At 69.3% G+C, this 12,479-nt stretch carries 9 protein-coding genes; 5 read left to right on the forward strand and 4 right to left on the reverse strand.

Annotated elements, in window-relative coordinates; translation table 11 throughout:
* Positions 1-130: 130 nt before the first annotated feature.
* Positions 131-1,771, reverse strand: a complete 1,641-nt coding sequence (pgi, locus tag ACWDTS_RS27910; protein WP_197255402.1) for a glucose-6-phosphate isomerase — start codon at positions 1,769-1,771, stop codon at positions 131-133.
* Between the two features lie 79 nt (positions 1,772-1,850).
* Between pgi and ACWDTS_RS27915 the strand changes: the two genes are divergently transcribed.
* On the forward strand, positions 1,851-3,302 hold the full coding sequence (locus ACWDTS_RS27915) for an NAD-dependent succinate-semialdehyde dehydrogenase (protein WP_450109282.1): 1,452 nt from the start codon (positions 1,851-1,853) through the stop codon (positions 3,300-3,302).
* Between the two features lie 55 nt (positions 3,303-3,357).
* Here ACWDTS_RS27915 and ACWDTS_RS27920 read toward each other — a convergent pair whose 3' ends face one another.
* Positions 3,358-3,657, reverse strand: coding sequence for a chorismate mutase (locus ACWDTS_RS27920; protein ID WP_197255404.1), 300 nt, complete (start codon positions 3,655-3,657; stop codon positions 3,358-3,360).
* 264 nt (positions 3,658-3,921) lie between these two features.
* Between ACWDTS_RS27920 and pcrA the strand changes: the two genes are divergently transcribed.
* Entirely contained in the window at positions 3,922-6,348 is a 2,427-nt protein-coding gene (gene pcrA, locus ACWDTS_RS27925) for a DNA helicase PcrA (RefSeq protein WP_450119447.1), read from the forward strand.
* 78 nt (positions 6,349-6,426) lie between these two features.
* Here the strand turns inward: pcrA and ACWDTS_RS27930 are convergent, their stop codons facing one another.
* Complete coding sequence (locus ACWDTS_RS27930) at positions 6,427-7,485, reverse strand: M23 family metallopeptidase (RefSeq protein ID WP_450119448.1); 1,059 nt, start codon at positions 7,483-7,485, stop codon at positions 6,427-6,429.
* A 224-nt stretch (positions 7,486-7,709) separates the two neighbouring features.
* Here ACWDTS_RS27930 and ACWDTS_RS27935 point away from each other — a divergent pair, with 224 nt between their 5' ends.
* The 3 genes from ACWDTS_RS27935 (at position 7,710) to sucD (ending at position 11,623) form a co-directional block, all read left to right on the forward strand.
* Positions 7,710-9,389 carry a hypothetical protein gene (locus ACWDTS_RS27935; RefSeq protein WP_450119449.1) on the forward strand — a complete coding sequence of 560 codons (1,680 nt, stop codon included), beginning with the start codon at positions 7,710-7,712 and terminating at the stop codon, positions 9,387-9,389.
* 145 nt (positions 9,390-9,534) lie between these two features.
* Positions 9,535-10,704, forward strand: a complete 1,170-nt coding sequence (gene sucC / locus ACWDTS_RS27940) for an ADP-forming succinate--CoA ligase subunit beta (RefSeq protein WP_197255410.1) — start codon at positions 9,535-9,537, stop codon at positions 10,702-10,704.
* 16 nt (positions 10,705-10,720) lie between these two features.
* Positions 10,721-11,623 (forward strand): succinate--CoA ligase subunit alpha, encoded by a 903-nt coding sequence (gene sucD / locus ACWDTS_RS27945; RefSeq protein ID WP_197255412.1) that lies wholly within the window; start codon positions 10,721-10,723, stop codon positions 11,621-11,623.
* A gap of 63 nt (positions 11,624-11,686) precedes the next feature.
* Here sucD and ACWDTS_RS27950 read toward each other — a convergent pair whose 3' ends face one another.
* Positions 11,687-12,310, reverse strand: coding sequence for an IMPACT family protein (locus ACWDTS_RS27950; protein WP_450109286.1), 624 nt, complete (start codon positions 12,308-12,310; stop codon positions 11,687-11,689).
* Between the last annotated feature and the right edge of the window lie 169 nt (positions 12,311-12,479).

A 12,479-nucleotide genomic window follows, 5' to 3' on the forward strand; every position in this document is an offset into this window, starting at 1 on the left:
CGGTTTCACCGTCGCCCGCTCGCGCCACAGCTCCCCGTCCTCACCGGAATCAACATCAACCACTACCTGTCTCAGGCAGGTTGACAACTACCGTGCAGCACGAGCGAATTCGCAGAAGCCGCGTAGATCGTCAGCTGTTGCGGAGCCGCCGGTACTCGCGGATCAGCGCGTCTGTCGACGAATCCCCCAGGGATGCGGGCTCTTCCGGCTCGGTCAGCGCCGGCTCCAGCGCGAGCGCCTGCGCCTTGCCGAGTTCGACACCCCACTGGTCGAACGAATCGATACCCCAGATCACGCCCTGCACGAACACCTCGTGTTCGTACAGCGCGATCAGCTGACCCAGCGTGGAGGGGGTCAGCGACGGGGCCAGGACCGTCGTCGACGGGCGGTTGCCGGGCATCACCTTGTGCGGCACCAGCGCCTCGTCGGTGCCTTCGGCGCGGATCTGCTCGGCGGACTTGCCGAACGCGAGCACCGTCGACTGCGCGAAGAAGTTCGACATGAGCACGTCGTGCATCGAGCCGCGTCCGTCGATCGTCGGCAGGTCGTCGAGGGGGCGGGCGAAGCCGATGAAGTCCGCCGGGATCAGGTGCGTGCCCTGATGCAGGAGCTGGTAGAACGCGTGCTGGCCGTTGGTGCCCGGCTCACCCCAGAAGATCTCCCCGGTCGGATAGTCCACCGCGGTGCCGTCCGAGCGCACCGACTTGCCGTTCGACTCCATCGTCAGCTGCTGCAGATACGCGGGGAACCGCACCAGATCGTTGCTGTAGGGCAGTACCGCGCGGGACTGCGCCCCGAGGAAGCTGGTGTACCAGACGCCGAGCAGACCGAGCAGCACCGGCGCGTTCGATTCGAGCGGCGCCGTCGCGAAATGGGTGTCCATCGCGTGGAACCCGGCGAGCAGTTCCGCGAACCGCTCCCTGCCGATCGCGGCCATCACCGACAACCCGATCGCCGAGCCCACCGAATACCGGCCGCCGACCCAGTCCCAGAACCCGAACATGTTCTCCGGGTCGATCCCGAACTCGACGACCCGCTCCTTGTGGGTGGACACCGCGACGAAGTGCTTCGCGACGGCGTCCTCGCCGAGCGCCGCGACCAGCCAGCGCCGCGCCGCGGTCGCGTTCGACAGGGTTTCGAGCGTCGAGAACGTCTTGGACGCAACGACGAACAGCGTCCGGGCCGGGTCGAGACCCTGCAGGTTGTGGGTCAGATCCGCCGGATCGATGTTGGAGACGAACCGGGCCTCGACACCGGCGTCGACGTAGTGCCGCAACGCCCGGTACACCATCACCGGACCCAGATCCGACCCACCGATGCCGATGTTGACGACCGTGGTGATGCGTTCCCCTGTGGCGCCGCGCCACCGGCCGTCACGGACCCGGTCGGTGAATTCACCCATCTTGTCGAGCACCGCGTGCACGTCGGCGACGACATCCTGGCCGTCGACGGTGAGCGTCGCCTCGCGGGGAAGCCGCAGCGCCGTGTGCAGCACCGCGCGGTCCTCCGAGGTGTTGATGTGCTCGCCGGCGAGCATCCGATCGCGGTGTGCTTCGACGCCGCACGCGCGGGCCAGGTCGAGCAGCAACTCGCGGGTGCGGCCGGTGATCAGGTGCTTGCTGTAGTCGATGTACAGGTCGGCGGCGGTGAGCGTGAACGCCTCGGCGCGACCCGGTTCCGCCGCGAACAACTCGCGCAGGTGCAGCGACTCGATCTCCGCACGATGTTCGGCGAGCTGTTGCCACGGGGCGGTTCGCGTCACGTTTTCCATGTCTGCAGAGACTAGTGCGGAACGGAAGTTACCGGTCGGTCGGAAACCGATGTGAAATGCGCGGGCGCATGATGGGGACATGGACATCTCGGAGATGCTGCGAACCGTGCCCACCGATCTGTTCCTCGGCGGCGACTGGGCCGCTGCGGAGAACGGCGCGACCTTTCCCGTTCATGATCCGGCGACCGGGAAGGTCCTCACCGAAGTCGCCGACGCGAGTCCCGCCGACGCGGCCAGAGCACTGGACGCGGCGGTCGCGGCCGGGCCGGAGTGGGCGGCGACCGCGCCCCGCGAACGCGGTGAGCTGCTGCGCGCGGCCTTCGAGGCGGTCACCGCCCGCGCCGAGGAGTTCACCTTGCTGATGAGCCTCGAGATGGGCAAGGCGCTGCCGGAGAGCCGCGCCGAGGCCCGGTACGGCGCCGAGTTCCTTCGCTGGTTCTCCGAGGAAGCGGTCCGCATCGCGGGCCGCTACACCCATTCGCCGGCCGGTACCGGGCGCATTCTCGTCACGAAGCAGCCCGTCGGCCCGTGCCTGGCGATCACGCCGTGGAACTTCCCGCTGGCGATGGGGACCCGCAAGATCGCGCCGGCGCTGGCCGCCGGCTGCACGATGCTCGTCAAACCGGCGTCGGCGACCCCGCTGACGATGCTGCTGCTCGCCCGGGTGTTCGAGGAGGTGGGCCTGCCGAAGGGTGTGCTCTCGGTGCTGCCGACCTCCCACGCGGGTGCCGTGACCGGTCCGCTGCTCGACGACCCGCGACTGCGCAAGCTCACCTTCACCGGGTCGACGAGCGTCGGCCGCGCCCTGGCCGAGAAGGCAGGGCATGCGATGCTGCGCACGTCGATGGAACTCGGCGGCAACGCGCCGTTCCTGGTGTTCGACGACGCCGATCTCGACGCCGCGGTCGACGGCGCGCTCGCCGCGAAGTTGCGCAATGGGGGCGAGGCCTGCACGGCCGCGAACCGGATTCACGTCGCGAACTCCGTGCGTGAGGAGTTCGTCGCGAAACTCACCGAGAAGATGGCCGCCTACCGGCTCGGACCGGGCACCGATCCGGACACGACACTCGGACCGCTGATCGACGCCGACCAGAAGGACACCGTCACCACCCTCGTCGACGATGCGGTCGCGAACGGTGCGCGGGTGCGGCTCGGTGGCAAGGTTCCGGACGGGCCGGGCTGGTTCTACCCGGCGACCGTCCTCGACGACGTCCCGACGTCCGCGCGGATCCTGCGGGAAGAGGTCTTCGGCCCGGTGGCGGCGGTGGCCGGATTCGACACCGAGGACGAAGCGATCGCCGCGGCCAACGCCACCGAGTACGGCCTGGCCGCCTACATGTACACGCGCAGCCTCGATCGTGCGCTGCGGGTGTCCGAGGCGATCGAATCCGGCATGGTCGGGGTCAACCGCGGGGTGATCTCCGACGTGGCCGCGCCGTTCGGCGGGGTCAAGGCGTCGGGGATCGGACGGGAAGGCGGACATGAAGGCATCGAGGAGTACCTCGAAACCAAGTACATCGCCTTCGAGTAGGCCGACGGCTACGGCCGGAAGCCCGTGCGGCTACCGGCCGAGTCGGTTGTGGCTACTACTGGCCGAGTCGGCCGCGGCCGAGGCGGAGCAGCAGCATCGCCAGGGTGTGACCCTCCTGGCCGAGATCGCTGAACCGCTCGAGCACCTTCATCTCACGGCTGTGCACGAGACGGGTGCCGCCGGAAGCCATGCGGGTACGGCCGATGATTCGCGAGACCTCGGTGCGGCGTTTGACCGCGGCGAGAATCTCGGCGTCGAGTCGGTCGATCTCCTTGCGAAGTTCGTCGATCTCCGCCTGGCTGGCGGGGACGTCGGCGGCAGAGTCGGATGTGGCAGCGTCGATGTTGGTGCTCATGTCATCTCCTCGCGTCAGAACTGGGATCGCTCCGGAACCGGTGGGCGTTACCGCCGGAGGTGGATCAGGACCGTGCGGTCAGGCGTCGGTGCTGGGAAACCGACACCGTAGTGCATCCTGTCCATCCGGTCGACAGCGGTCACATGACATGCAAACCAGTCTGCCATCCGTGGAATCCGGTCGCCAAGTAAGGGCGACCTGGCCGGAACGTCCGGATCGCCCGTCTACGCGATTGTCGGGGTCCGCCGGTAGTTTGGTACGACGATGAACACTCCCGTTGCCTTCGGCCACCCCGACTCCGATTCACCCCGGCGAGCGAGTGCGGATTCGTCCGACTCGCTGCTCGCGGGCCTGAATCCCCAGCAGCGGGAAGCGGTGACCCACGACGGTGGTCCCCTGCTCATCGTCGCCGGCGCCGGCTCCGGCAAGACGGCGGTGCTCACCAGGCGGATCGCGTACCTGCTCGCCGAGCGCGGTGTCGCGGCCGGTCAGATCCTGGCGATCACGTTCACGAACAAGGCCGCGGCCGAGATGCGCGAACGCGTCGCGCAGCTGGTGGGGCCGCGTGCCAACAGCATGTGGGTCTCGACGTTCCACTCCAGCTGCGTGCGGATCCTGCGGGCCCAGTCGGCCCTGCTGCCCGGCATGAACTCGAACTTCACGATCTACGACGCCGACGACTCGCGCCGGTTGCTCACGATGATCGTCAAGGATCTCGATCTCGACACCAAGAAGTACTCGGCGCGCCTGCTCGCCACCCAGATCTCGAACCTGAAGAACGAGCTGATCGATCCGCAGGAGGCCGCCGCGGACGCGGACGGCGACCCCGCGGAGCTGCCGCGCATCGTCGCGACCGTGTACGCCCACTACCAGCAGCGGCTGCGATCGGCGAACGCCTTCGACTTCGACGACCTCATCGGCGAGACGGTCGCGCTGCTGCAGGCTCATCCGCAGGTCGCCGAGTACTACCGGCGCCGGTTCCGCCACGTGCTCGTCGACGAGTACCAGGACACCAACCACGCACAGTACGTGCTGGTGCGCACGCTCGTCGGTGAGGCCGGAGACGGGAGCCCGGTGCCGCCGAGCGAACTGTGCGTCGTCGGCGACGCGGACCAGTCCATCTACGCCTTCCGTGGCGCGACGATCCGCAACATCGAGGAGTTCGAGCGCGACTACCCGGACGCCCGGACCATCCTGCTCGAGCAGAACTACCGCTCCACGCAGAACATCCTGTCGGCGGCCAACTCCGTCATCTCCCGCAACGCCGGACGCCGCGAGAAGCGGCTGTGGACCGACTCCGGCGAGGGCGATCTCATCGTCGGCTATGTCGCCGACAACGAACACGACGAGGCGCAGTTCGTCGCCGCGGAGATCGACCGGCTCACCGCCGCCGGGGAGGTCAAGTTCGCCGACGTCGCCGTCTTCTACCGCACCAACAACTCCTCCCGGGCACTCGAGGACGTCTTCATCCGCCACGGCGTGCCGTACAAGGTCGTCGGCGGGGTGCGCTTCTACGAGCGCAAGGAGGTCCGCGACCTGGTCGCGTACCTGAAGGTGCTCGCCAACCCGGACGACACGGTGAGCCTGCGCCGCATCCTCAACACCCCGCGCCGCGGCATCGGCGACCGCGCCGAGGCGTGCGTCGCGGTGCACGCCGAGCGGCTCGGGATCGGCTTCGGGCAGGCGCTGGCCGACGCCGCCGCCGGCCAGGTCGCGTTGCTGAACACGCGTTCCCAGAAGGCAATTGCCGCGTTCACCGAGATGCTCGACCGACTGCGCGCGATGCTCACCGAAACCGACTCGGACGGAAACGAACTCGTCGATCTCGGTGATCTGGTGGAGGCGATCCTCGAACGGACCGGCTACCGTGCGGAACTCGCCGCGAGCGACGACCCGCAGGACGGCGCCCGCCTCGACAACCTCAACGAGTTGGTCAGTGTGGCAAGGGAATTCAGCTCCGATGCGCGCAATGCGGCGGGGCTGGAGGACATCGAGCGGGACGAGGGCGATCCGGAACCGGGATCGCTGCCCGCATTCCTGGAGAAGGTCTCGCTCGTCGCCGATGCGGACCAGATCCCGGAGAACGACGACGGCGTCGTGACGCTGATGACGCTGCACACCGCCAAGGGCCTGGAGTTCCCGGTCGTGTTCGTCACCGGCTGGGAGGACGGGCAGTTCCCGCACATGCGCGCGCTCGGCGACCCGGCCGAGCTGGCCGAGGAACGCCGCCTGGCGTACGTGGGGATCACGCGGGCCCGACGTCGGCTCTACCTCAGCCGCGCGGTCCTGCGCTCGTCCTGGGGTCAGCCCGTGTCGAACCCGGAATCGCGTTTCCTGCAAGAGATTCCGCAGCACCTCATCGAATGGAAGCGGGAGGAGCCGGTTCGTTCGGCCGGCCACGCCATCGGGTCCGGACGCTCACGCGGCTACGGCGGCGTCGGATCCGGCTTCGGGGGCGGTTCGGGCTTCGGTGGCGGCTCCGGATCGGGCGGCGGGTTCGGCAGTGCGCGCGCCCGCAACAATCAGCTGGTGCTCGCGGTGGGGGACCGGGTCAGTCACGACAAGTACGGGCTCGGGACGGTGCTCGAGACGAAGGGGTCGGGACCGACCGCGACGGTCGTCATCGACTTCGGAAGTGCCGGCAAGGTGCGGCTGATGCTCGTCGGCGGCGTGCCGATGGTCAAGCTCTAGGGGAGAGATAGCGCCGGGGCTCCGGTAACGGGGTTCCGGCGCCGCGCGGGGTCCGCCGACCGTCGCCGGTGAGCTGGTTCAGTCCTGCTCGATGCCGAGGCTGATACCGCGGGTCGCGAGCCACGGAACCGGGTCGATCTTGTCGGTGCCGTTCAGATGCACCTCGAAGTGCAGGTGCGGGCCGGTCGAGAAGCCGCGGTTGCCCATCGTCGCGATCTGGTCGCCCGCCATGACCTGCTGGCCCACGCTCACCAGGGTCTGGTCGACGTGTCCGTAGACGGTGACGGTGCCGTCGGCGTGCTGCAGGCGGACCCACAGGCCGAAGCCGGAAGCGGGACCGGAATCGATGACGACGCCGTCGGCGACCGCGAGGATCGGGGTGCCGATCGGGCCGGCGATGTCCACGCCTGCGTGCAGGGTGCCCCAGCGGGCACCGAAGTTCGAGGTGAACGTGCCGATGGCGGGGAGGACGAACAGCGGGCGACGGGCGGCGGCCTCGCGGGCGGCGCGCTCCTCGCTGAACCGCTGGCCCTTCGCGAGCAGGTTCGAGAACTGGGAGAGATCGTTCGGGTCCGCGATGTTGAGGACCTGCGGCGCCTGCGACGGAGCAGCGCCGTCCGAGGCGGTCGCGGCGAACTGGGAAGCCTGGGGTACCGCGGTGGCGGTGATGACGTTCGAATCGGACTCGTTCGCAGCGAGTGCGACCTCGGAGTGCTCGGACCCCTGAGAGGGTCCGTTCGTTGCGGCCTGGCCTGCGGCGACGACTGCGCCGGCCGCCACGGCGAACACCGCGGCGCGGCCCTTGAGCGCGCTCGGCGGCGTCGGGATGCGGTGGGCGCCGCCACGGCGGGCCGGGGCATCCACGTCGACCGGATCGTTCTCGTAGTAGGTCTGGGCGCCGACGTCACGGAAGGGGGCCTGCCCGTAGTAGGACCGGTCGGCGTAGGACGGCGCGGCGGTCGGCTGGTCGTCGCCGTAGTGGTAGGGGGCGTCGGTGTAGTAGTCGGACTCGTAGTCGTAGTACCCGGACTCCGTGTAGTAACCGGAGTCTGCGGAGTAGCCAGCGCCTGCGTAGTGGTCGGTCTCCGATGATCCGTCGTGGACCCCACGGCTGGTGAGCTGACTGCTCGGGCTCATTCGCCGTTCCTCCCGTTCGTGACCTGACCGTTATTTCGACCAAAGGGACCGTAACGAAACGATCGCTGGGCTGGCAACCCATACGGGAGACACGCCCAGGCGCTGTGAGCGGCATCACAGTCTCACCTGCGGCAAAAGCGGAAACATTCCGCAGTTGCCCCGCCGATACAGAACATTTCGGTGTGTCACGGTCCGGTGACATACAGGTCGCGTAGCGTCGCCCCGTGTCGAATCGCCCCCCACCACTCCGATTCGGACTCGCGCTCTCCGTCCTGGGTGCCCTCGCCGTCGCGGCGGCGCCGCTGCTGCCGGTCGTGCGGGCCGGAACCGGCGACGTGGGATCCGCGATCCTCGTCGCCACGGTTGTCGCTGCGCTCACCGCGTCGGCGATCCCCGTCGCCGCCTTCGCGGTCGCGCGCCGATCGGCTACCGCAGCCGGCGCTCTGCTCGCCGGGGCCGGGGGTATCGCCGCGGGCGCAGCGCTCGCCGATCTCACCTTGTTCGTCGACGCGATCGACGCGAACCGGTTCGAACTCTTCCGTCCCGTGACTGCCGCGGCGCTCGCCGCCGGTCCCGGTTCCGCGATGCTGCTCGCCGGGCACCTGGGCTCGGTGCTCGCCGGTGTGGCCGGTGCGATCGCCGCGGCCGGCGCCCCGCACGCCCACGAGGGACCGGTCGGTACCCGGCCGGGCACGCCCGTCGTCGCCGGGATCGTCGGCGCCGCGACGGCGGTGGCCGTCGGGTTGCTCGCGCCGGTGGTCGTGTCGGCGGACCCGGTGATCGTCGCGCGCGGGGTGCTCGACGCTCCCGCGACCACTGCGCTCGGCGGTGTGCTCGCCGCGACGTTCGCGCTCGCCACCGTGGCGTGGGCGCTCGGTTCCGGAACGACGGCCGCCGCGTCGGGCGCGATCGCCGGGACCGGAGCGGCCGCGCTCGCCCTGCTCGCGCCACGATTCGCCGCGGGCCTGGCCGGGGACCGGCTCTCACCGACGCCGGCGACCGTTGCCGGAACCATCGCCGCGGTGCTCCTCGTCGTACTCGCCGCCGCGATGCCCGCGGCGAGTGCGCGGCGTGCCGCCCGTCCGGTCCGGCCGGGACCTGTCGGCGTTCTCCGCTCCGGCCGGGCACACGCCGTCGCCGGTGTCCTCGGTCTCGTCACCGCCGCGCTCGCCGTCGTCGGGGCACTGCTGCCCACGCTCTCCGTGCCGGCCGGCCACGACGTCCCGGACCTGCCGCAGACCCGCGTGCTGCTCGTCGCCGGGCTGCTGCTGGCGGCGCTGAGCGTGTGGCTGCTGCTGTCCGCATACGCCGAGACGGTGCGGCCGGCGGTCGCGGTGCCGATCGTCGCGGTCGTGGCGACGGCCGCCGCGGTGCTGCAGGCGTGGGTGGTGGCCGCGGATCTGCCGGGGGTCGGCGCCGGTCCGGGGACCACCGTCGTGTTCTGCGCCCTGGTGGGTGCGGCCGCCGCCGGTGTCGCGGTCCTCGTCGCGGGGGCCGCCGAGCGCGATCGGATCGACACCTCGGCCGACCGGCACGTCACCGCGCGCACGCGCGTGGTCGTCGCGGTGGCGGCCGTCGTGTGCGTCGTCGGGTCGGCCGTGCCCCTGTATCACGGTGCCGGGTCGGTGCTCGCCTATCCGTGGGGATACGACCTGTGGGGACGTGCATTGCTCGCGGTCGCGGTGGGCGTCGCCGCGGCGGTGGCGGTGCGGTCGCGACCCGCGCGAGGAGGGGCATTGCTGCTGGGTGCGGCCGGTGCGACGGCCGTGTACGCGTCCTCGTGGGCGCTGGTCCGGGGCGTGATCGAGGATCCGGTCGAGGTGGCCCGAGTGGCACCTGTCATCCTGGGGGCGGTGCTCCTCTTGGTTGCGGCGTCGCTCACACTCCGGGAGGAATCTCCGTGAGGTAGCTCGCGAGCCCTCGCACTCCGTGACATGCGCCACATGGCCCGAGTGCGATCGTTTCATGGGGCTTCCAAGTAACTAGAGTCCGAACCTGGCCCGCTCAAAACCCCCGAGCGGGCGTGAACGCAGACGAGACGGTGAGCAGATGGATCTCTTCGAATACCAGGCGAAGGAACTCTTCGCCAAGCATGACGTGCCGACGTCGGCCGGCCGTGTTACCGACACGGTCGCCGGTGCCCGCGAGATCGCGGAGGAAATCGGCAAGCCGGTGATGGTCAAGGCCCAGGTCAAGGTCGGTGGCCGTGGCAAGGCCGGTGGCGTGAAGTACGCCGCCACCGCAGACGACGCGCAGACCCACGCCGAGAACATCCTCGGCCTCGACATCAAGGGTCACATCGTCAAGAAGCTTCTGGTCGCCGAGGCCAGCGAGATCGCGGAGGAGTACTACATCTCCTTCCTGCTCGACCGCACCAACCGCACCTACCTGGCGATGTGCTCGGTCGAGGGTGGCATGGAGATCGAAGAGGTCGCCGCCACCAAGCCGGAGCGTCTCGCCAAGGTCCCCGTCGACGCCGTCAAGGGTGTCGACCTCGCCTTCGCCCGTGAGATCGCCGAGAAGGGCCACCTGCCCGCCGAGGTTCTCGACGCCGCGGCCGTGACCATCCAGAAGCTGTGGGAGGTCTTCGTCAAGGAAGACGCTCTCCTCGTGGAGGTCAACCCGCTCGTCCGTACGCCGGACGACCAGATCCTCGCGCTCGACGGCAAGGTCACCCTCGACGCCAACGCCGACTTCCGTCAGCCCGGCCACGCCGCGTTCGAGGACAAGGACGCGACGGATCCGCTCGAGCTCAAGGCCAAGGAGAACGACCTCAACTACGTCAAGCTCGACGGTGAGGTCGGCATCATCGGTAACGGCGCGGGTCTGGTCATGTCGACCCTCGACGTCGTCGCGTACGCCGGTGAGAAGCACGGTGGCGTGAAGCCCGCCAACTTCCTCGACATCGGTGGCGGCGCCTCCGCGGCCGTCATGGCTGCGGGCCTGGACGTCATCCTCAACGATGCGCAGGTCAAGAGCGTGTTCGTCAACGTCTTCGGTGGCATCACCGCGTGTGACGCCGTTGCCAACGGCATCGTCAAGGCTCTCGAGATCCTCGGTGACGAGGCCAACAAGCCGCTCGTCGTGCGTCTGGACGGCAACAACGTCGACGAGGGTCGCCGCATCCTCGCCGAGGCCAACCATCCGCTGGTCACGCTCGTCGCCACCATGGACGAAGCTGCCGACAAGGCTGCCGAGCTCGCCGCCGCAGCGAAGTAAAGGGACACACAGAACAATGGCAATCTTCCTTACCAAGGATTCCAAGGTCATCGTCCAGGGCATCACCGGCGGCGAGGGCACCAAGCACACCGCGCTGATGCTCAAGGCCGGCACCCAGGTCGTCGGCGGCGTCAACGCCCGCAAGGCCGGCACCACCGTGTCGCACACCGACAAGGACGGCAACCCGGTCGAGCTGCCGGTCTTCGGCTCCGTCGCCGAGGCCATGAAGGAGACCGGCGCGGACGTCTCGATCGCGTTCGTTCCCCCGGCCTTCTCGAAGGACGCCATCGTCGAGGCCATCGACGCGGAGATCCCGCTGCTCGTGGTCATCACCGAGGGCATCCCCGTGCAGGACTCCGCGTACGCGTGGGCCTACAACGTGGAGAAGGGCAACAAGACCCGCATCATCGGCCCCAACTGCCCCGGCATCATCACCCCGGGCGAGGCGCTCGTCGGCATCACCCCGGCGAACATCACCGGCAAGGGCCCGGTCGGCCTGGTGTCCAAGTCCGGCACCCTGACCTACCAGATGATGTTCGAGCTGCGTGAGTACGGCTTCTCGACCGCCATCGGCATCGGCGGCGACCCGGTCATCGGCACCACCCACATCGACGCCATCGAGGCGTTCGAGAAGGACCCGGAGACCAAGGTCATCGTCATGATCGGTGAGATCGGTGGCGACGCCGAGGAGCGTGCCGCCGACTACATCAAGGCCAACGTCACCAAGCCGGTCGTCGGCTACGTGGCCGGCTTCACCGCCCCCGAGGGCAAGACCATGGGCCACGCCGGCGCCATCGTCTCCGGTTCCTCGGGCACCGCGCAGGCCAAGAAGGACGCCCTCGAGGCGGCCGGCGTCAAGGTCGGCAAGACGCCGTCCGAGACCGCTGCTCTCGCACGCGAGATCCTGAAGTCCCTGTAAGCGGCTTCCGCCCTCCGTGCGCGGTTTCGGTAGTTCCCACTACCGAAACCGCGCACGACGCGTTTATCCGTCGATCCACTCCCGGCCGACGGGCTCCAGCTCCCCGGCGCCGGACGTCACCGACGCCACCACACTCGCCAGCTGCTCCGGGTCCCGCGCCGCGACCGTGAACTTCGCCCGGTCCTCGTACGACACCCCGAGCACACTCACCCCGCGACCGCGCAGTTCCGCATCGACACGGCCCGCGTCCCCGTGCCCGACCGCGAGGGTGAACACCTCCCGCCGCTCGCGCGGCACCAGCTGCGCCGAATCCAGCGCGACCGCGACGGCCCCCGAGTAGGCGCGCACGAGCCCGCCCGCCCCCAGTTTGATCCCCCCGAACCAGCGGGTCACGACCACCGCCACGTTCACCACGTCGCGGTGGTGCAGCACCTGCAGCATCGGGACGCCCGCGGTGCCGCCGGGCTCTCCGTCGTCACTGGACCGCTCGGCCCGCGAGGCCGGTTCGTCGCCGACGACGAACGCCCAGCAGTGATGCCGCGCATCCGGGTACAGACGGCGTTGCTCGTCGGTGAACGCGGCGGCGTCGGCAGCGGATTCGACCCGGCGCAGGGCGGCGAGGAAGCGCGAGTGCTTGACCTCCGTCTCCACGACCACGTCCCGTCCGGGCGCGAGTGTGTTCGGCATGCCTCCCATTGTGTCGATCGGTGCATACGCTGTTTCCAGTGCATCCGGAAGACACCGAGTGCACCCGACGACCGCAGGAGGAATCTCAATGAAGTTGTCAAGCCGCCGCGACGGTAGACGCGGGCTGGTAGACCGCCTCGTCGCGGAGCATCGCCCACAACACGTTCAC

The sequence above is a fragment of the Rhodococcus sp. NPDC003383 genome, from assembly GCF_053589115.1.

Excerpts from the sequence above, each read along its gene's own strand:
- pgi (WP_197255402.1), bottom strand. The coding sequence starts at position 1,771 with ATGGAAAACGTGACGCGAACCGCCCCGTGGCAACAGCTCGCCGAACAT.
- ACWDTS_RS27915 (WP_450109282.1), top strand. The coding sequence starts at position 1,851 with ATGGACATCTCGGAGATGCTGCGAACCGTGCCCACCGATCTGTTCCTC.
- ACWDTS_RS27920 (WP_197255404.1), bottom strand. The coding sequence starts at position 3,657 with ATGAGCACCAACATCGACGCTGCCACATCCGACTCTGCCGCCGACGTC.
- pcrA (WP_450119447.1), top strand. The coding sequence starts at position 3,922 with ATGAACACTCCCGTTGCCTTCGGCCACCCCGACTCCGATTCACCCCGG.
- ACWDTS_RS27930 (WP_450119448.1), bottom strand. The coding sequence starts at position 7,485 with ATGAGCCCGAGCAGTCAGCTCACCAGCCGTGGGGTCCACGACGGATCA.
- sucC (WP_197255410.1), top strand. The coding sequence starts at position 9,535 with ATGGATCTCTTCGAATACCAGGCGAAGGAACTCTTCGCCAAGCATGAC.
- sucD (WP_197255412.1), top strand. The coding sequence starts at position 10,721 with ATGGCAATCTTCCTTACCAAGGATTCCAAGGTCATCGTCCAGGGCATC.
- ACWDTS_RS27950 (WP_450109286.1), bottom strand. The coding sequence starts at position 12,310 with ATGCCGAACACACTCGCGCCCGGACGGGACGTGGTCGTGGAGACGGAG.